The sequence below is a fragment of the Bradyrhizobium sp. 35 genome (assembly GCF_023073215.1).
GTDB lineage: Bacteria > Pseudomonadota > Alphaproteobacteria > Rhizobiales > Xanthobacteraceae > Bradyrhizobium > Bradyrhizobium canariense_D.
Genome location: NZ_JADPJC010000168.1, coordinates 153,794 through 172,578, shown reverse-complemented (window position 1 = coordinate 172,578; position 18,785 = coordinate 153,794). Strand labels below are relative to the sequence as shown.

At 59.4% G+C, this 18,785-nt stretch carries 22 protein-coding genes and 1 tRNA gene; 11 read left to right on the top strand and 12 right to left on the bottom strand.

Annotated elements, in window-relative coordinates; genetic code table 11:
* Positions 1–26: 26 nt before the first annotated feature.
* The 7 genes from IVB36_RS39440 to IVB36_RS39410 all read left to right on the top strand — a co-directional run bounded on the left by IVB36_RS39440 (position 27) and on the right by IVB36_RS39410 (position 6,156).
* Complete coding sequence (locus IVB36_RS39440) at positions 27–605, top strand: MerR family transcriptional regulator (protein ID WP_018456840.1); 579 nt, start codon at positions 27–29, stop codon at positions 603–605.
* A 110-nt stretch (positions 606–715) separates the two neighbouring features.
* A tRNA-Pro gene (locus tag IVB36_RS39435) sits at positions 716–793 on the top strand.
* A 237-nt stretch (positions 794–1,030) separates the two neighbouring features.
* Positions 1,031–1,999, top strand: coding sequence for a hypothetical protein (locus tag IVB36_RS39430; RefSeq protein ID WP_247395092.1), 969 nt, complete (start codon positions 1,031–1,033; stop codon positions 1,997–1,999).
* 6 nt (positions 2,000–2,005) lie between these two features.
* The gene (locus IVB36_RS39425; protein ID WP_247395090.1) at positions 2,006–2,599 is read left to right on the top strand and encodes a hypothetical protein; all 594 of its coding nucleotides are present in this window, start codon (positions 2,006–2,008) and stop codon (positions 2,597–2,599) included.
* Between the two features lie 52 nt (positions 2,600–2,651).
* Entirely contained in the window at positions 2,652–3,326 is a 675-nt protein-coding gene (locus IVB36_RS39420; protein ID WP_247395088.1) for a type IIL restriction-modification enzyme MmeI, read from the top strand.
* Positions 3,233–5,611 carry a DNA methyltransferase gene (locus tag IVB36_RS39415; protein ID WP_346731082.1) on the top strand — a complete coding sequence of 793 codons (2,379 nt, stop codon included), beginning with the start codon at positions 3,233–3,235 and terminating at the stop codon, positions 5,609–5,611. The genes IVB36_RS39420 and IVB36_RS39415 overlap by 94 nt, the downstream gene beginning before the upstream one ends.
* A 56-nt stretch (positions 5,612–5,667) precedes the next feature.
* On the top strand, positions 5,668–6,156 hold the full coding sequence (locus tag IVB36_RS39410) for a hypothetical protein (RefSeq protein ID WP_247395085.1): 489 nt from the start codon (positions 5,668–5,670) through the stop codon (positions 6,154–6,156).
* A gap of 5 nt (positions 6,157–6,161) precedes the next feature.
* Here IVB36_RS39410 and IVB36_RS39405 read toward each other — a convergent pair whose 3' ends face one another.
* Positions 6,162–6,557, bottom strand: coding sequence for a hypothetical protein (locus IVB36_RS39405; RefSeq protein WP_247395083.1), 396 nt, complete (start codon positions 6,555–6,557; stop codon positions 6,162–6,164).
* A gap of 1,488 nt (positions 6,558–8,045) precedes the next feature.
* Here IVB36_RS39405 and IVB36_RS39400 point away from each other — a divergent pair.
* Complete coding sequence (locus tag IVB36_RS39400) at positions 8,046–8,222, top strand: hypothetical protein (protein ID WP_247395081.1); 177 nt, start codon at positions 8,046–8,048, stop codon at positions 8,220–8,222.
* A 167-nt stretch (positions 8,223–8,389) separates the two neighbouring features.
* On the opposite strand, the gene IVB36_RS39395 is transcribed toward IVB36_RS39400, so the two are convergent.
* Together IVB36_RS39395 and IVB36_RS39390 are read right to left on the bottom strand one after the other, a co-directional pair.
* Complete coding sequence (locus IVB36_RS39395; RefSeq protein WP_247395078.1) at positions 8,390–8,569, bottom strand: hypothetical protein; 180 nt, start codon at positions 8,567–8,569, stop codon at positions 8,390–8,392.
* A gap of 493 nt (positions 8,570–9,062) precedes the next feature.
* Positions 9,063–9,257, bottom strand: a complete 195-nt coding sequence (locus IVB36_RS39390; protein ID WP_247395076.1) for a hypothetical protein — start codon at positions 9,255–9,257, stop codon at positions 9,063–9,065.
* Between the two features lie 212 nt (positions 9,258–9,469).
* Between IVB36_RS39390 and IVB36_RS39385 the strand changes: the two genes are divergently transcribed.
* On the top strand, positions 9,470–9,691 hold the full coding sequence (locus IVB36_RS39385; protein WP_247395073.1) for a hypothetical protein: 222 nt from the start codon (positions 9,470–9,472) through the stop codon (positions 9,689–9,691).
* A gap of 3 nt (positions 9,692–9,694) precedes the next feature.
* Positions 9,695–9,916, top strand: a complete 222-nt coding sequence (locus IVB36_RS39380) for a hypothetical protein (RefSeq protein ID WP_247395070.1) — start codon at positions 9,695–9,697, stop codon at positions 9,914–9,916.
* Positions 9,917–9,952: 36 nt separating this feature from the next.
* On the opposite strand, the gene IVB36_RS39375 is transcribed toward IVB36_RS39380, so the two are convergent.
* The 3 genes from IVB36_RS39375 to IVB36_RS39365 form a co-directional block, all read right to left on the bottom strand.
* On the bottom strand, positions 9,953–10,207 hold the full coding sequence (locus tag IVB36_RS39375) for a DUF3551 domain-containing protein (RefSeq protein ID WP_247395067.1): 255 nt from the start codon (positions 10,205–10,207) through the stop codon (positions 9,953–9,955).
* Positions 10,208–10,983: 776 nt separating this feature from the next.
* Positions 10,984–11,406, bottom strand: coding sequence for a hypothetical protein (locus IVB36_RS39370; RefSeq protein ID WP_247395066.1), 423 nt, complete (start codon positions 11,404–11,406; stop codon positions 10,984–10,986).
* A 19-nt stretch (positions 11,407–11,425) separates the two neighbouring features.
* Positions 11,426–11,647 carry a hypothetical protein gene (locus IVB36_RS39365; protein WP_247395064.1) on the bottom strand — a complete coding sequence of 74 codons (222 nt, stop codon included), beginning with the start codon at positions 11,645–11,647 and terminating at the stop codon, positions 11,426–11,428.
* A 1,482-nt stretch (positions 11,648–13,129) separates the two neighbouring features.
* Here IVB36_RS39365 and IVB36_RS39360 point away from each other — a divergent pair.
* Complete coding sequence (locus tag IVB36_RS39360; RefSeq protein WP_247395062.1) at positions 13,130–13,411, top strand: hypothetical protein; 282 nt, start codon at positions 13,130–13,132, stop codon at positions 13,409–13,411.
* Positions 13,412–13,533: 122 nt separating this feature from the next.
* On the opposite strand, the gene IVB36_RS39355 is transcribed toward IVB36_RS39360, so the two are convergent.
* The 6 genes from IVB36_RS39355 to IVB36_RS39330 form a co-directional block, all read right to left on the bottom strand.
* Complete coding sequence (locus IVB36_RS39355; protein WP_247395061.1) at positions 13,534–13,875, bottom strand: hypothetical protein; 342 nt, start codon at positions 13,873–13,875, stop codon at positions 13,534–13,536.
* An 8-nt stretch (positions 13,876–13,883) separates the two neighbouring features.
* Entirely contained in the window at positions 13,884–14,222 is a 339-nt protein-coding gene (locus IVB36_RS39350) for a hypothetical protein (protein ID WP_247395059.1), read from the bottom strand.
* Positions 14,223–14,353: 131 nt separating this feature from the next.
* Positions 14,354–14,620 (bottom strand): hypothetical protein, encoded by a 267-nt coding sequence (locus IVB36_RS39345; protein ID WP_247395058.1) that lies wholly within the window; start codon positions 14,618–14,620, stop codon positions 14,354–14,356.
* On the bottom strand, positions 14,617–17,106 hold the full coding sequence (locus IVB36_RS39340; RefSeq protein ID WP_247395056.1) for a phage tail tape measure protein: 2,490 nt from the start codon (positions 17,104–17,106) through the stop codon (positions 14,617–14,619). Before IVB36_RS39340 ends, IVB36_RS39345 begins: the two co-directional genes overlap by 4 nt.
* Before the next feature lie 128 nt (positions 17,107–17,234).
* A complete protein-coding gene (locus tag IVB36_RS39335) occupies positions 17,235–18,125 on the bottom strand; it encodes a hypothetical protein (RefSeq protein ID WP_247395054.1) in 891 nt (296 codons plus the stop codon).
* Positions 18,126–18,132: 7 nt separating this feature from the next.
* On the bottom strand, positions 18,133–18,732 hold the full coding sequence (locus IVB36_RS39330; protein WP_247395052.1) for a hypothetical protein: 600 nt from the start codon (positions 18,730–18,732) through the stop codon (positions 18,133–18,135).
* Between the last annotated feature and the right edge of the window lie 53 nt (positions 18,733–18,785).

The following is an 18,785-nucleotide window of genomic DNA, read 5'->3' as shown; positions in this document are numbered from 1 at the left end:
CCGCCCTCTGGATAAGGATTTGGCATTTGGACAAGGCGCCGGATGCGTTCCGAACCATCAGCGAAGTAGCGCAGGAACTCGACATTCCGCAGCACGTGCTGCGGTTCTGGGAGACCCGATTCTCCCAGATCAAGCCGATGAAGCGCAGCGGCGGCCGCCGCTATTACCGCCCCGACGACGTCGACCTGCTCAAGGGCATCCGCCGTCTGCTCTACGGGGAGGGCTACACCATCCGCGGGGTGCAGCGGATCCTGAAAGAGCACGGCGTCAAATCGGTGCAGGGCCTCGCCGACAGCGCGGCCGCGGTCTCGTTCGGCGCCATCGAGGACGCCGTCGGCGCCAGCCTGATGGAGCCCGAGGAGGAGACCGGCGTCCGCGGCGCCCGCGACAGCGACGATGACGACTACCAGGGCGAGGAGGAGGAGGGCATCGACTTCCGCTTCTCCGAGACCGATGACGAGGAAATCCTCACCACCTTCCGCAAGGGCGGCACCCCCGCCGCGCCCGCAGGCCCCAGCGCCATCCACCGGGAGCGCCTCGGACGGGTGCTCGCCGAGCTCATCGCCTGCCGCGAAATGCTGGATCAGGCATTGAAGGACGCCTGACGCCGGACTCCGTCGGCTTTGGGCCAGTTCCGAGGCCTTTCGGCGGAGACAGCAAAATGGTGTCACCTCGCCTTGCGCAAAGCGGCGATCCTAGCTAATGGAACGACGTTCGGAGCGTGGCGCAGCCCGGTTAGCGCACTAGTCTGGGAGACTAGGGGTCGGAGGTTCAAATCCTCTCGCTCCGACCATTTTACAGAATGATCTCAGTAGGATACCGGAGCGTCCTTAACTCCCGCGATCTTCGTCAGCGCCTGTGTAAGCACCGGGTAAGCACGCGTCGTGCGCGGGGCCCATTCGGTCGAGGAGCCTGCTTGGCAGTGAACTCATTCTGACATGCGATCTAGCGGTCAAGTTATCCACAACTGCGACAGCACGCGGTCAGCTGATCGTCCCTCGCACGTTGCGGTTGCAATCAATCTTCTCCTATGAAATCGTTTTTCTTGGGGGAGGACTTCGAATTGGCGCTCATAGATAAATTTTCTAGGTATTTCGTTCGTCACCATCTGTCCTTCCGTCCTTACCACCAGAAAGCTGCCCCATTAGAACTGGTCGCCGATGGCGAGGAGGTTGACGTGCAAACGGTCCTCCAAAAGGCCATCAAGAATGATGGCGCTATATTTGATGTGCGGATTGACGATCAGGTTAGGCTGACGAAACTGGACGTTCGGGAGAAGGACAATATTGCCATCTTCCTCTTTAGACGGAGCGATCCCGCCGCCGGCGCGCAAGTACTCGAAAATCGAAGAACGCGGAAGCTTAGGCCAGTGGAGATCGGCACTGACGAATATCCAGCGGTCTCGGCACACCTCTTTGTGCAACTCAAGAAGCAGCGTTTGCCAAATCCGACCTATCGGGCGCTCATGGAAGAGGTGCCCGGACTAGGCCGGACTTACATGCACAACGTCTTGAGGAACACAGTTCGTCAGTTCAAATATTCATTCCGCGACAAGAAGGAGGAAAAAGAAACATATTCCATTGTGGGTTTTGACGGGGTCCCGTCCGACACTGTTGGTTCGGCGTTGAAGGGGAGTGAAGTCCCGTATGTAGAATTGGTCCGCCCCGGCCAAATTGCAGGTCTTGATACCGGCGGCCTAGTAGAGCCACGTGAGCAACGAATGAAGCTCATGATCCGAGCGGACAAGCCGCATCAGGTGATCCAGACCCTGAACCGGATCAAGGACTGGATGGTCGATTGGAGCGAGATGCGCGTGAGGCTCGACTTGCCAGAAGATCGGTCTCGATTGATTTCGATCGCTCGCACTCAGGACGCTAAGGACGTTCTATTCGTTAGATCGATCCCAGTGACTACCAAAAAGCCACTAGCTACGTGTACTGATGTCGTGAACGAAGAGCTGGTTGAGAATGCTCAGGACCTGTTCGCAAAGAAGGATTAGGGTTCAATGTGGAGAATATTTTACCCTATCCAGTACTTCCGGCTCTCGAATGCGGATAAGCGCCGCATCGACGTAATCCCGACGTTTGTGCTCGCATTGCTGATAGCAATTCCGTTCATCGTCGTGGGCGGCGCTTCATTCTTCAAAGCAAACGGGTTCTTAGATCGCATATTGACGCTGACCGCTGGACTAACCGGCTTCTACGTGGCGGCATTGGTGGCGGCGGCGACCTTTCTCCACCCCGATCTGGATAAGCCGATAAAGACCGGGCCGGTGGTTTTAATTACGAAGGAAGCGGATGGAACGATCAATCGAGAGGCCCTAACCCGACGTGAATTCGCGTGCATGATCTTCGGCTACTTAGCCGCCTCCACGTTGTTGTTGTCCTTAGCGATCTCCTTCGTGGTCGGAATAAGCACCGCAAATTGGTCAACACTTCTGGGCGGCTCTCTGCTGTTCGTTCGGGGCGCTCTGCTTCTATGCTTTGCCATTTGGATTTCGCACATAGTGACGGTGACGGCGCTAGGATTGTTCTACCTGATGGACCGATTGCACAGAGACGACCTACAGATTACGACCAAAAAGTCGGACGTTCAGTAAGTCCTCCGCCCTTAGAGCTTCTCCATCGCCATTTCCCTAGGGGCATCTGGTAGTGACACCTGATCAGTTTATCGCCAAGTGGAAGAGCGCCGAACTAACCGAGCGCGCCGCAGCGCAATCCCACTTCATAGACCTGTGCCGCATGCTCGGAGAGCCTGCGCCGACAGACGTCGATCCTAAGGGCGATTGGTATGCCTTCGAGAAGGGCGCAACGAAAACGACCGGCGGCGAAGGTTGGGCCGACGTTTGGAAGCGCGCCCATTTCGGCTGGGAATACAAGGGCAAGCGGAAGGACCTGAACGCCGCGTTCGCGCAGCTTCAGCAGTATGCACTCGCGCTGGAGAACCCGCCGCTCTTGGTCGTATCTGACATGGACCAATTTCGTATCCATACGAACTGGACCAACAGCGTTTCCAAGAAGTACGAGTTCAAGCTTGAGGACCTGCGCGACGCTAAGATCCGCGAGCAGTTGAAGTGGGTCTTCACCGATCCCGAGCGACTGCGGCCGGGCAAGACGCGGCAGGCGCTGACCGAAGAGGCCGCCGGCGAATTCACAAGCTTGCGCAGCGTTTGCGCGATCGCGGCCACGACGCGGAAACCGTCGCTCATTTCATCAATCGCCTCGTTTTTTGCATGTTCGCAGAGGACGTGGACCTTCTGCCGAATAAGATGTTCAAGCGCATGCTTGAACACGCTGCGACCCGGCCAAACGAATTTCAGGCCTTAGCCCAAGACTTGTTCAAAGCGATGCAGTCCGGCGGCCGGGTCGGCTTCGAACAAGTTGCTTGGTTCAACGGTGGCCTGTTTAACGACGACGGCGCCCTGCCGTTGGATAGCGATGACATCGCGATCGCGTTGAACGCGGCGCGGCTTGACTGGGCTGAAGTTGATCCTTCCATTTTGGGAACCCTATTCGAGCGCGGGCTTGACCCCGGCAAGCGATCTCAACTTGGCGCACACTACACTGACCGGGAAAAGATCATGAGGATCGTTGAGCCCGTGATCGTGCAGCCGTGGCTGAAGGAATGGGAGAACACTAAAGCGCAAATTTCCAAGGCAATGGCCGATGTAGCGGAAGCGCAGCAGAGGACGCCCAGCAAGCAATCGGAAGCCAGAAAGGTATTTGCCTCGGCCCGCCGTGCCGAAGAGACCGCAAAACGTTCGGCCGTGCGCCTGTTCACAGATTTTTTGGAGCGTCCGCGAAACTTCAGGGTTCTTGATCCAGCCTGTGGTTCCGGAAACTTCCTCTATCTGGCTCTCCTGGCGCTGAAGGACTTGGAGCATCGCGCAAACATCGAGGCCGAATTGCTCGGGCTCACTAGGCGCGCGCCTGCCGTGGGGCCGGAAGCAGTTCTAGGCGTCGAAATCAATCCTTATGCCGCCGAGCTGGCCAGAGTTTCAGTTTGGATCGGCGAACTGCAATGGATGCGCCGCAACGGATTTGGCGTTTCCGATCGCCCCATATTGAAGCCGCTTCATAATATCGAATGTCGAGATGCGGTGCTGAATGCCGACAAGACTGAGGCCGCATGGCCCGATGCCAACGTAATCGTCGGCAATCCGCCGTTTCTCGGGGATCGGCAACACAAATTCATTCTTGGGGAGGCTTACACCGATCGATTGCGCGCGGCATATGAGGGGCGCGTTGCCGGCCGTGCCGATCTGGTCGTCTATTGGGTGCAAAAGGCGACAGAGCTTCTGTTGAGCGACAGAATTCAGGCGTTCGGTCTCGTTGCAACGAAATCAATTGCTAAGGGTGCGAGCAGGCGCCCTTTGGATATTCTATCGGCGCGAGGGCGAACTATCTTTGATGCTTGGACCAACGAGCCGTGGGTCGTCGACGGGGCGGCGGTTCGAGTGAGCATTGTGTGTGCGGCCTCGCCGGAACTCAACGAACGACTTGGCGCCACGCTAACGCTGAACGGCGCGCCTGTGGCAAACATCAATCCGGATTTGAGTTCGGGCATAGATGTCACGCAGGCGCGTAAGTTGCCGGCAAATCGCGGCTTGGCATTTCAGGGGGTCAAGCTTACCGGTCCGTTCGATTTTGACGGCGCGGAGGCACGAGGTTTGCTCGCGCTCCCAACCAATCCGAATGGGAGATCAAACTCGGACGTGATCGCTAGATTGTACGACATCGACGATATCGTCGGGCGCGATAGCGACAGGTGGTGCGTGGACTTTGGCACCAGCTTCACAGAACGCGAGGCCGCTCTGTACGAAGCGCCGTTCGCGATTATCCGGAATAGGGTCGTGCCATTTAGAAACGATCCGAAAAAGTCTCGGAGTGACGAAGAACGTCTCAAAAGTCGCTATTGGGAATTTCAGCGTCCTCGACCCGAAATGCGACGCGCGCTGACCGGCAAGAGGCGCTTTCTGGTGACGCCGGAGAGTTCTGAACACCGCGTCTTTGCCTTCGTACCCAACACAGTGCGCATACAAGGCAGCCTATTCGCGATCACGCGCGATGACGATTTGATCTTTGGAATTTTGTCTTCGCGAATTCACGAGGTGTGGGCGACCGCACAGGGCAACCGGCTGGGACAGGGCAATCAGCGCCGATACAACATTGGCGTCACTTTCGAGACCTTTCCATTTCCGGCCGGGCTAACGCCAGACCTCTCCGTGAAAGCTCAGACGGAGAGCCCTTTTGCTCCGACGATCATAGAGGCGGCCGCCCGGTTGAACGAACTTCGAGCAAGATGGCTAAACCCGCCCGACTTAGTCAGGATCGCGCCGGAGGTCGTTCCCGGCTATCCCGACCGCGTCATTCCGACAAACGAAGCCGCCTCAGATACGCTAAGGAGGCGGACACTGACTGATCTCTACAACGAGATGCCCACTTGGCTTGAAAATGCGCATGATGATCTCAATCGCGCGGTAGCGGCAGCCTATGATTTGTCGTCGGAGAGCTCCGATGAGCAGATACTGGCTCATCTGCTTGAAATGAACTTGGCCGGGGGAGAACCAGCAGAACACGAAGACATGGTTCACGAGCTGTCAGTCGATTGATGATAGGGCGACGGTTTAGTGCACCCTTCGAGAGATCGCTAAGCTGAGGCTCAATTATGCGCTCCTTGTTACTTCCTTCGTTATTTGCGGCGACATTGCTGATGCTGGGAACGCTCGCCGGTCGCGCCGGCGAGCATTCAGCCGAGACGCCGGAATGCAAAGAAATAACGGCGCGGATCATCGAACAGACGAATACGCATTTCGATCACTTCTCGCCGTCTGGCGGTAGCGTCTTCTTCCGAAAACCTGACATGGTCATGATCTGCGACCCAAAGTTCGTGACCTATGTTTCCCTGAACTGGGATGCGAGCGGCTTTCCTCCGAATGATTGGTTTGCGCTGGTGGCGACCGCAGGAAGCGCCGTAACCGGCGCTGATGCGAAGAAATTGGAAGCGGCGGCGCATCGGTGCCACCGTGCTGCGCTCAAGGAGGCCGAAGAGCAGGCTAGCGTCGTTCTTCCAAATGCAATGGTTGGATGTCAGGCGTTCACCAGAGACGGCGGGGGCGCGATCGTCGATGTCGCGCTCCCTCCGCGAAGGAAATGAGATGTTTAGATGCTTTCGCCTTTGGGCTTTGGCTTTGCCTTCGGTTTGGGTGACGCGGGCGGGGGAACGGAGCGCCGCGCTGCTCGATGTTTCAGCACATAGGTCGTCCCGAATTCAAGGCCCTTTGCATCGATGAATTCACGGAGCGGCTTGGCAAGCCGCCCGTCACGGCCGGCCGAGAGCAGCGCCACGTCGTTTGCCTCCTCGTTGCAGGCTCCCATGGCCCCGCGCGCGATTGTTCCAGCGTCGGACATGTAATCATCCAGCTTAGTCACCGCGCGCTGAAGGCAGTCAAAATAGAGTTCCATGCTTTGATGGGTGAGCCGCGCTTCTATATCTTGAGCGCTTGCAGCAAGTGCGCTCGCCATCAACAGCAATACAGCTGCCAAAACCCGCTTCATTTCTTCAGCCCTCGTCCATCTAGCAATGAAATGATCGCGCCCGTTTTGCCCGCAAGCGCGCTTTTCATTGCTCAGCCTTTACTTAGTCCAGCGTAACACGCGCAGCACACGCGCCGGGCGGCCAGCAGTTCCTTGTACACCGGCTTTCCCCGCCCGCAGCTGATCCGCCGCCGCAGGATCAAGCGTCCTGCAATCGCCTACACGTCAATCCGTAAACTCAACACCGATACGGCTGCCTGAACGCCAGATTAGTCGACAGTTTCTGTCGAGCCGATCCTTCTCAATCATGACCTTGAACCGGTCTCTTATAGTATGCCCAGCTGATGCGGGCAGCTCGATTGATGCACCGTGATCGGTAATGTCGACGACGCGGCAACTATACTCAATCCGTCGCCGAAGATGTAGGCGACCTCGTTTGTCTCGATGCGGTCTTGTCTGGCGACGCTCCTGCACTGCTTCTCTCTGCCTTCGGTTCTTCTCACGGGGGTGGGCGGTCACTCTGCCGAGCAGCAGGAATTCGGTTGCGCGCCTAAAAGAAAAACCCGCCAGCCGCGTAGGGCTAACGGGTTCTCGATTGCCCATGCGTCCCGCGGTACTCGTCACCAATCCGCGATGGCAAATCGTACAGCTATAAGGATTGAGGTAAGGTTACCGCTCACAAACACCACCATCGCGGGGCGGTGCGCGCCGCGTTGTTGCCCGCGAAATATCCAGAGCCCGCCCGAATTGGTTAGCGAGTTGTTAATCGGCGCCCGGCACGCTTGCGATAAGCGCTGCCGATTAGCCCCCCAGCCACGGTAGCGCGAAGCGATGGCCGGCGGCAGTGATGCCCGCCGGCCATTGTCCACACCCACGAGCGGCAGCGTGTCGACCACACCTCGACACGCAAGCAATTGACAATTTGCAAGCCTCATCCGTTACCGCTTTGATGGCGGCATGCCTCCGCTCACCCGCCGCCGCAGCAAAGATAATCCCCATCGCGAAACGTGGCTGATCTATTTCGGGGACGTCCGGGTCGGCGTGATCGGGCGTCGCGCCGGTGTCCCCAATTCTGCCCCACAATGGGGCTGGTCCTGCGGCTTTTCACCCCGGCATTGATCCGGGCAAGCATCGGAGCGGGATAGCCGAGATGTTTGACGGCGCACGGGGCGACTTCCAAGCTGCTTGGAAGGAGTTGGCAGCCACGCTCACGGACGCCAATTACGAGGCTTGGCGTCGTCAACGCGACTGGACGGCTTGGAAAGACCGAATGCACGATCTTGCTCTACCATTGCCCACACAGCAGTCGGAGGGGATTGCGCGCTGCTTCTGCGGTGACGCGGTCAGCATCCGAACCCTCGATGAACATGTACGTACTGCGCACAGCTCGGCCCCAACGAAATTCGCGGCCCGGTAAATTCGTACGGCAATATAACGATGCTTGCCCTTGCCTAATTCCGCGAATATCGTCTCCGTCCCTTTTGGTAGCGAGTTTTGGGGGAATGGCACATGATCGGTTTTCGAGCCAAATTGGAACGTTTTGAGAGCCTCGCAGCTGAGTGCGATTTGATCGCCAGGCGATCGGATGGAAGTAAGCGCGAGTTTTATCTGCGTGCGAGCGAACACTATCGCCAGTTGGCCAACGACCTGCGTACCCTGATCGCGTCGTTCGACGTCGCCGCGTAAGTGCCGGCCAATTTTGAAGTCTTTGCCGAAGCCAAGCGAATTTCTGGCTAGCGCTGAGACTATGACACTCAGGCGAAGGCTTGGATGAACGCTGGCTTTCGCGCGCATGCTTTGCTTAAAGATCGCGTCGTCGATTTCCGCCGGGTTTGACTATCAAGCTGTGCATTCTAACTCTTGTCGAAGGCCTTCGCACGCTGGAACAACACGGTTTGAAGTCCGGTGACGATCAACTTGTTCAACGTCTCACAATCGCTCGGCGACAGGTAAGGAAGCTGGCGCGACGTCTTCCACTGCTCAATGGCGGCGGTGACCGCGGCGCGCAATTCGTCATCAGTCGGGCTGGTCATTTGTCGACCTCAATGCGATCGGATCGGCGGTACCTAATCCGCTGCGGATGTGACCTTGCCACCTTATAGTCGACCGCCGCCGCTCGATCACTCTAGTGACTGAGCAAAGATTTTCCCACTCTTCCTACTCGCTCGCCCGCGCTGTCTTTGAAAGCGCTGCAAGCGAGCGTAAACCGCTTGCCGGGTGCGGCCTAGCCGTTCGCCGACCTCCTCAGCTGTGGCGCCTTCGCCAAAGAGCGAGAGCAGTTCCGCCTCTTCGTCCGGCAACCACGGACGCGTCGATGTGCGATTGTTCGTCATGCGCAACGCTCTCAACGCCTAAATACGCGGCGGCGCCGGGCGCCGGGGTGGGTCAGGAAACCGAGTTGGCTGTTCCGAGCGCGGCGGCGCCGGCAAGCGGCTCGGCTCTGGCACGCGATTACCGCGCGTCATCCACGCTGCCAGACGAGCGTAGCTTCGCCTGAGAGCAGGAACGAACCAATCAGATGCGCCTTCATGATCCATGCCGCAGAACACTATCCACGAACCATTTAGAAAAGATTGCCGGTTGTTCCCGCTCCGTAACTGATCGTAAACCATGCGATGGCAACAAACGGCCATGGAAGCCGAACACCCGCTTGAAGCGATAGGTCAAGACATCGGTCAGGAGGAAAGGCGCAGGGCCCTTTTCAATCAGCATCACCGGCAAATGCTCGATCCTCTCCGTGACCGCGATTGGGTGTCTTCTTCTAAGCTTACCGATCACCCCGGAACAAAGCTTGCCCTTCTACGGAACGGATGGATGGAGCGACGCTCAACCGGCAAAGGGCTCGAATATCGTTTGACCGAAGCCGGCCTGACAGAACTTAGCCGCCCGCGATAGGCGCAAACCGCTGAGAACCGACGAACGTGTCACAGGCCATGGAAATGATCGTCGCCGGCTACGTGAAGGTGCGGGACCGACGTGCATTGGCAGATTTGTTAGCGCATCGCCGCAAGGTGCTGGGCGAACTACAGGCGGTCTCCGGCATCAATCCCGCGAACGCTGTTCAGGACGTCCAAGACGAAATAGCAATTATCGAAACCGGCCTAGAAGAACTCAAACCGCCGCCCGGCTCGCTGCCAGAAAACGAGTGGAGCTAGCGCGTGCGCGTTAACAAGATCAATTGGGAAAAGATCGGCCGCATGACGGAGCCCGGCCGTTACAGATGCTTTTTCGGCTATCTAACCGTCACGGCGGACGACATCGAAGTGTGGACGCGATATCCCAACGCGACATTCACCTTGATCACGCAAATGGCCGACGAGCAATCGGTGGGCGAAGAATATCGTCTAGGCGCATTCGACATCGGCGATCCTCAACAGTAGGACGAAGCTACCGAAGGTAACATCACTCATCATCATCTACCGCGGCCCGGTTTGTGATCTGGAATAGCCTCGGGGCCAATACGGATTGTCCAAGCACATGGCGGGAAGTCCCGCCGCCGCTGCCCGGCACTGATCCCACGATGTAAACTTGCACTCGAAGTATGTGCTGCCACCCCAGACCCACCTTTGCAGGCAAACCGGGTATCTGGGATCGTAGGTCTGCGCCGTGGCGGACGCGACCGCGGACACTGTCGCACCGCCGAGCAAAAGCCAACGTAATGTCTTGCGCATGGGCCGCCTCATTTTTGTCGAACGATAAACGCACCGACCGGCAAGTGGGTCAAGTCGGCGAGCATTCCGCAGGGCCGCGACCGGCGTCCGATCTTTTGAACCTTCGCGCCCCCCAGACTTCCTAGACCGGATGCACGGGCATTGTTGGACGTTCTCAACGCACTGCGGTAGCGGTTCCAGAATTAACTCGCCGCGGCGACATCAAGCTTAACCCGCGGTTTCGATTGCGCCGGAGCTGCCGAGCGTTAGCCTCTCTGCACCGGACATTGCCCCGTCCGGGTTCACCATGGCGAAGGTCGTCGCGCCAAGATATTCGGCGCGGCGGCTTCGTTTATCCGCCGCAATGGTATGAGCTTCATTTGGCGAATAAGCCCGACGATGACTGGTTCGATCTCGTTGAGACACGACGACAGATCACCGCCTTGCGATCGCAACACTCTGACAATCTCCTCGTCACATCGCGATTGAACCGCTTCCTCGTTAAGATTGCTTTTCTCTCAGAGCCAAAAGATGCGGCGCACGCTAGACATCTTCGGTCTGAATTCGATCGGGTGCTGCGAATTGTTGAGGAAATGGTCTCACCACGCCGATCCACGAAGCGGCCAAACGTAGTTAGGCCGCGGCCCAAGTAACACTAACGCACGGACGTTCTTGCGCCGATCGGGCCCAGCGCCGATGCTTGATGCAGTCGCGAAGTCGTCCTCGTCTCGCGTACTGGCGCCTTCGCGGCAAGGGGTCGCCGCCGTCACAAGCGGCGGCTCCGCCCATGATCAGCTCTAGTGAGCGCGCCGCACCGCTCGGGGTACAAACGGCAGTCTCGGAGAAAACGACTTCGCGATCGTGAGAACGGCGGCTTCGTCGGTTTCCAGCGCGATCTTCTGGGCGAGCATCACATCGCCAACTGCCAACGCCCGTTCCGGGAGGAAGCACCACCCCACCTTGGGCTCGAATTTTTCATCCAGCTCCAAAACATTACTCATGGTGCCCTGATGAATTCGGTATCGACGGCCGGTAAGAGAACCAGTGACTTCAAAAAAGCCATTGGCATCAAATTGCGCGCGCTGTTCTGGAGATAACCATTCTCGCAAAAGACGGCGTGCACGCGCTTCCGGGCCATTTTGCTCGTTGAAGCTCCGATAGAGCGCACGCAGGGCACGCAGACGCGCGCCCTGGGCGACGTTACGTCCGAACAAAAACATCTTTGGTGCTGCGACGGTTCTAACCGCCGACTAGGTGCGGATAGAACAGCGTTTCCTCCGCTGTTGGATCAAATGACCGTATCAGCTTGAGATCGCCGGCCGGCGTCCGAGTGGCCGCGGTAAATCCCCGGCCGGTAAACATCTTGAAGCGCCGTTCGGCCTCGGCGAGCCCCTTGGGGTCGTCTTGCTCAAAAAAATGTCTGCTATCGCCTGAGCTGTCCATTACGATCTGGGTAGCCATGGAAGAGAACTCCGCAATGCTTAGCCCCCGATGAAGAACAAACCTCGCCGCGATCAATAGTGTTCCTGCTCTCGGCAAATTTCGTTCTGCCTTCTTGCTAGTCAGCGGTCGTCTAGCCGAACATTCTAACCGTAGCGACGCGACCCGCGCCAAGGCGCTAGCTTATTGGACCGTGTTTCAACACGTCGCGTACCAATCGTCAGGAAATGGAACGAGCATCCACGGCCCGTCCTCACTGTTATCGTTTGCAGCTAAGGGTCTGCCGGTTGCTAGAGGCTCGGCGGCGAACTCTTCTACCTCAGCGGCACTCGCCACGTTACGCTCGGCGCAACTTAAATCGCTTTGCATGAATAAAACTCCCCACCGGGGCACGATCAAATTTGCAGCGTCTTCAAAAATATCGCTCAAAGTAGGCGCGAAAAGATATCAGGCCCCATTTGCAAGCGATAGGAGCGCTGCCCTGTCCTTTTTGACAAACTGAGGCATGTACTCATTACGCGGCTGGCCGCCTGATGTCCGGTCTACGGCGAACAGCGGCCGGAGAGCTAATGGTCTCCTAGCTCGCAGATGGGCCACCAGCAGAAGTCCGAAAAGGGCCCCAACTAGGGCCCCCTTTTATCATGGGATATTGCGGGTGGCTGGTATTGAGGTCATCCTGCGCGCATGGAAGACGATGAACGCCGCGTCCGCGACGAGGCCAAGGAAGCTCTGCGGAAGATACGGCTGGAGGCGGAACTGCTTAGGTCTGCCATCGCTGAAACGCGGGAGCGTATCGAGGAAAGCCGCCAGCTTCTTGCGCGGGCGTCGCCTGTCAAATGCCCCTTGGCGGAAGCACATCGACGAGGCGTTAATTCATCTGGCCGCGGAGCTTCCGTTTAGCTCACGCTGATCGTCGGCATATTCCTGAGCTAGGCGAGCTTCAGCGGTACGTCGGATTTGTTCAGCGCTCCGCGCGAGGTCGTCATAGTTGTTGGCAACACTGCGAAGCGCGTCTCGCGTTTCGGGATAAGCGCAATTGTTTGCCTTTGCTCGGAATTCTTCCGCGCGATCCCGCCAGTACTTCGGGGGGTGCATTCGCTCGATGCCCATGACCAATCCCCTTAATTGGACCTTCATTTTCACTGATGGACGTTCAGGCCAGCCTGTTTCGGGACGCACGCGAAAACCAAGGACACTGTTGAAATTAAACTAAGCCACCGCGCTCGGAAAGAGCCAAAGTCGGGGCAGCGAGTGAGAACAACTCAGCAACCGAGAACGGATTGCGAACCGCGGCTGCGCCGCGTCAACGTCCTTTTCGGTCCAAAGCCGTCACCTCTCCCGCCGGAGGTCCAGCCACGAGCGGACGTTGCTTGCGGGACAAAAGAGGGCGATTACAGTAGCTGGACGCCTCGCGAAATGCGGCCAGTTCGTGAGCAAATGTGAAGCGAAGCAAAACGCTCCGGGCACGGTCGGTTGTCCGATACTGATGAAAAGTGAGTGTCAATGACTGCTTTGTTGGGCGTGGTATTCGCGATGGACGTTGACGGCAAAGCTACGTTCGCCTTCGAGGCAAAGAATTTCCGGGAAGCGTTCGAGTTGTGCAAAGAGGATTGGGTTCGTGATGACTTGACCACGACTACATCGAACGGCCTCCCGCTTTGCTCCTCGACGGCCAAGTTGACAGTTCGCAGAGCTGACGAAGCCGAGATTGTCATCTATCGAAAGGCAGCTATGCAAGCTCAGACCGAAGACTTGGTCCTAGCATATCTTGTCGATTTAGATTGAGCGTTTGTGAACCGCCTATCGCCGCCGATGTTAGAATACCCAAACAGAAGATGTTCGAAGCCCGCCAGATCAGGGACGCCGAGAAGCGCAACCCGGGATCGTTAGACGGACCGCGGACGGAACTACATCAGCGTGGACGATCGCCCGGCCAGTGCCGGTATGCGTTCGTATCGACGAAGCAGCGCTTCCCATTCGCCGGGCCGATACGATGTCTTGAGGACCATGTCGATTGTCCATTCGACGTGGAGGACCACCTTGCCGAGAAAGCGGACGTCGAGGGTCGACGTCTGGTCTTCGTCATCGCAACGAGAACGCGTCAATCGGAATTCGTTATAAACGACTTCCGATAGCCGACAGCTGCGGCCGGCGCGGTCGATGTTGCAGCGCTCGCCGCACCGGCGAAGGATGGCGAGCGCTAGGGTGCTGAGCGCCTTGATCCGTTCGGTCCGGGCGGCGTTCGACATTGCGGTTTCTAGAACCGGGCAGCTACTTCCTGAATGAAGCGGGTCAGGTCTTCCGGACGGTAGTAAAACAGATCAGCTGGATCAGCTCCGCGCGCCAACAGGACGCGCGCTTGGATCGCAAACTCGATTTGCGATCGGGCGTGGCGTGCGAGGATCATATCAGCCACGCTCTCTTCGGCGTCGCACGCGGCGTCGCAGGCAGCTTCGGCAGCCTCAGCGTCGGCATCGTCGGCTTGCTCGGCCAAGGCGTAGACCCGGCGCTTTTCGGCGAGGGCGGCTTGGTGGTTGGTGAAAAGAGCTTCAATCGAAGAACACGGCTGGGGTAGGCTAACGGTAGCTTGCGACATGATCCAATCCATTATGTTGCGGGTCAGGGCCGTCGGCAGTTCGCGCTGCCGGCGGTCCGCTTAGACCTAGCGGAAGATGAGAGCGGGAAACAAGCCAGAACGTTTTCCCGGTAGGCGGGTTCTTTCCCGGTTCAGCGCCCCGCCATCTTCGCCCGAACCCGCGCTTCGATGCTATCGGCCAGCCGTTGCAGATACTCTTCAGCCGCAAGCCGATGATGGTCCGTGTGTGACGGCAAGTTCACGCCTACTCTGATGCATGCAATGACTTCTGCGGCCAATCCGGGCTCAACAGCTTCCAACAGCGGCGCCATGATCTGCATCGAAACAGCTTCGACCGCAGCCAACCGAGCGGCGACCCGGCCGATCTCTTCGATTATGTCCTCGATTACGATGCTCACATTGCTCCCCCGCCGCTTTGCCCCGTAGACGGCCGCGGAGAAGGCGCTGATGCGTCGGGCGAGGAATGGCCCAGCGATCCCGGGCCGCTCGAATTGATCGTCCCGGACAGCCGGATCGCCGCTTCCGCGCGCCTGACGACGTCGAGCAGGGATGATCCGGCGTTGACGTCGACCTGAAGCTTTCCATCGCCGGTCACTTGGCCGGAAACGTCGACGTGTTGACCCTTGTCCCCGCCGACGCCTGTCCCGTAAGTCATGGTCGGGGAGATTTCCGGGGCGATTGAGTTGTCCCCGTAGCCCCATTCCCGGCGGTACAGGTCGCGCATTGATCCCCGGCGTTGCAGCGTCATGCGCTGGCCGCTGGTAAGCCCGTCATAGCCGGCGTCTTCAACCGACTTGTGCATGGCAAAGAGACCGCCCCCGATCGCGGCGGCGCCGGCAACCCACGGCGCAGCCGCGGCGCCCGCGGCCCAGATGGCGCTTCCAGCGCCCGCCGTGGCCGCTGTGGCGGCCGTGCCCTTGGCCGCGGCGCCGACGCCTGCGGCGGCAGATAGCTCCGCAGCGGCCGCCGTGAGCGCCGCGGCGGACCCGTCCAGCGCGACAGCTGAAGTCGAAAGACCGAAGCCGCCGAAAAGCGTTTGGGCGAATTTGACGCCTCCATATAGGCCGCCGCCAGCAGCGGCGGCGGCGCCGGCGCCAACCATCCAGGACGGACGCTCTGCCATCCATTGCGTGCCGCGGCCCGCAAGATCGGCGCCCGATGTTGCAAGCCCGCCCTTGCCGTCATTGTCGAAAGCGCGCCCGATTGACGTTTCGAGATTTTTTACGGCGCCCTCGAAACGCGAGACAGCGCCATCGAAGCCGGACATGCGCTCGCCGGCGATCTTCTCCGAGAACCCTTCGGAGTGCTGTTCGATTTCGTTGATGATGTGCTTCATCGTATCGCTGTCGCCCAGCGCGGTCGCAATGCGGCTGCCCTGCTTCGATCCGAACAGCGAGTTCGCCAGCGGCAGGTTGTTCGCCAGCTCTGGCAGCAAGTCCTTAATCAACGCGTTCGTGTCGACGTCGTTGACGGACTTGTCACGATACCGCCCGGCAGCGCCGGCGATCGACTTCAGCGACTTCGCGTCGCTGCCCTGCAATTCGTCGCGCAACAGCGCCGTAACCGCGGGGTTGAACTTGGCAGGATCGGAAATCAGGTCCTTGTCGGAAAACAGCTTGCCCAGACCCGAGCGGGTTTTGCCGTTCAGCTTCACGCCATAGCGCGCGGCGACGTCGTCAGCGAACGGGTCGACCGCCAGACTATCAGGCATGTGCGGATAGTTTTTATAGTTCAGGCCGTTCGCGAGAAGCGCCGTCTTCGCGCCGGCAGTCGGGGACTGCGCGGTCGCCATCAGCGCCCGGAAGGCGACGCCGGCTTCGTCGCCGCCGATGTTGGCTTTCTTCAGGACGCCGCCGAAGCCGAGAAGCGACGCTTCGCTGATCTTGCCCATGCGGGCCGGCGTCGCGCCGAACTTGTAAAGCTGGCGGATATCTTCCGGCGTCATGCCGGAAACCTTCGCCGCCTTCACCTGATAATCGGCCGTCTGCTTCGCCGCGGCCTTCGCTGCTTCAAGCGTGGACGTGTCCTTCTTGAAGCCGAAGATGGCGCCCTCCATCTGCTTTGCGGCGTCGGGAAGGGATAGGTCCATGGACATTCCGAGTTGCGCGGCCGGTTCCATCATGCCCATGACCTGATTTTTATTCAGGCCGCGCGCAGCAAGCTCGCGCTGCGCTTCCAGAACCTGAATGTCGTTATATTTCGTCTTGGCGCCCATGTGGATCGCCTGCGACACAAGCGGCGCCTGTTCGTCGTCTGACAGGCCCATGACCGCCTTTCCGAAGCGGCGTTCCTTGTCGAATTCCCGGTATGTTTTGATGACGTTGCCTGCACCGTGCTTGACCTGATGCGCGAGGATGCCGCCTGCGACCCCAGCGGCCATGCCGACAGCTTCACGCCGTCGCGCAGACTTTTCCGACCGCGCAGCCTGACGATCAAGCGCCGTGTTGGTTCGCTCCACGGCAGCGCGCAGCTTATCCTGTGCGGCGACGGCCCGGTTGATCGGAATGCCAAATTCTTCAAGCCCCCGCTTCGCGTTGACGAACGAACTACGTTGCTTGTCCAGAGCGGCCGACGTCCGGCTGGCGGCTTGCTGCGCCTTCTCATAGGAGCGGGCGAGCGCGGCGGCGTCGCCCTCGCCACGCTTCATTGCCTTCGCGGCCGCCTCCACGCCGATCTGTGCGTCCCGGAATTTGTTCCGGGCATCGGAGAAGCCGCCTTTAGCGGTCGCGAAGCGGTCGATCGCAGCCATTTGCGACTGCGCGCGAGACAGCGACTTCGTCAGCGCGTCGACTTCCTTCGACGACTTCGCCGACTTGGCAATGCCTTCGATCTTTTTGGCGATCTTGTCGAAGACGGCGCCGGTTTTATCCTCTGCCGTGATCACGGCCCGAGCCTCGATGATTTTAGCGATTTTAGCCTCCTAAAGAGAAATGGGGCCGCAGGTCCCTACGCCCGCGGCCCCTCCTACCGACGCCCACCATGGCCGATGCAAGGCATGGCGCGCGTCGAAGATCATGCCGCCGGGCTGCCGGCTTCGGTCGGCGTATCGCGGGGCGGCCACACCGGATCGATCGGGACAAGTTCGATTTGCAGCGGCCGCTGCTTCTTGCGTGGCGAGATCGCGGCGGCGACGTCCAGAGCGGCGACGGCTTCCGGTATTGCGGTGGCGCCGTCAAAGAGGAGGCCGGGACCATCGAGACGGGGAAGGCGGATCAGTGAATACAGGCCGCCTGGCCAATCGGGAAGCGAGCGCGGATGAAATTCAACTTCCCTGAATTTTCTGCGCAGGCATTTCCACCGAAAGCCGGCGCCGGCAAGGTGGAGGTGGCCAGTGATGCCGTCAGCAGAATTGACGGCCGCCTGATCGCCGACAATGCGGCCGTCATCGGCCACGACCCACAGCTCAGTCTCTCGCGATCGAAGGTTTTTGCGCTCCTCGGCGCCAAGGTCGCGAGCTAGGATATCGGCGGCCGGGATCGGCGCTTCGCCTTCGGGAAGTGCCTCGTTCAGGACTTTTGCCGCCAGCGATTGGCGCGCGCATTCCTGGGCCAATTGTAAAAGCTCGGTGATGATGCGCGCGCCATCCGTCCGGATGCGGTCGGCGAGGTCGGTCGACGCCTTTCGGGCTGCTACGATTTCACGGCGAGCGGCGGCGTCGGCTTCAGCCTTCCGCGCGGCCTCGGCTTCGGTTTCATTGGTCTCAATCAAACCCGCCAAGCGATCGACTTCAAGCGAGGCTGCGCTGCGTTCAGTGCTCCACTTCGCGAAAGCGACGCTGTCGGCTAGCGCGGCCGCTTTCCCAGTATCAAGCTCAGAAACCTTGCGACGGGCGGCCGCCAGTTCCGCTTGAAGGGCGGCGCTGCGCTTGTCCGCTTCCGAGGGCTTCCTAAAGGGATTTTTCATCTGCTCCTCAATTGGTTTTCATGCCGCGCGACTTCAAGGAAGCGTTCCAATCCGGAAGGCCGGGCGGATTTGGCGTGTGGTGCTGCGGGTTTGGCGTGGCCGTTGCCTGCATTGGAAGGCGGCGGGAGGTCAGAGCCGCGTCCCACATGGCGGACACGGACTGACTGTTCTGCTGTTGCTTGCCCTGATCGAACGACGGGCCGATGTCGGTGTCGCTGGCGCGCTCGCCAGCGACGGCGGCCGGGGCGGCGGCCAGCGCGGCCTTGATCTGATCGACTGTCATGTCGGTGGTGGTCGCCAGATGCATGGCAAGGTCTTCGCGACCCTTGGCTTCCGAGAGCGCGCACACCGCGGAAAGACGACGCCGTTCGGCGGCGACGGCTTCCGCAGCGGTCGATCCAGTCGCCGTTGCGATCGCCGCCGGCTTGTTCGCGGTGAGCAACGCCCTGACCTCGTCCGTCGACTTGCTGGTCGTGGTGGCAAGGGTCAACGCAAGCTTTTCTTGGCCAGCAGCTTCGGGCGTGCCCATGATCCTTGCAAGACGCCGCCGCTCGTCAGCCACCGCTCGCGCGACCGCGGCCTGAATTGTCGACCGTTCTTCGTTCATGAATTTTCCTCCGTGAGGCGGTCGCGATCGTCGCTCGCGGGCGGCTTAGGTGC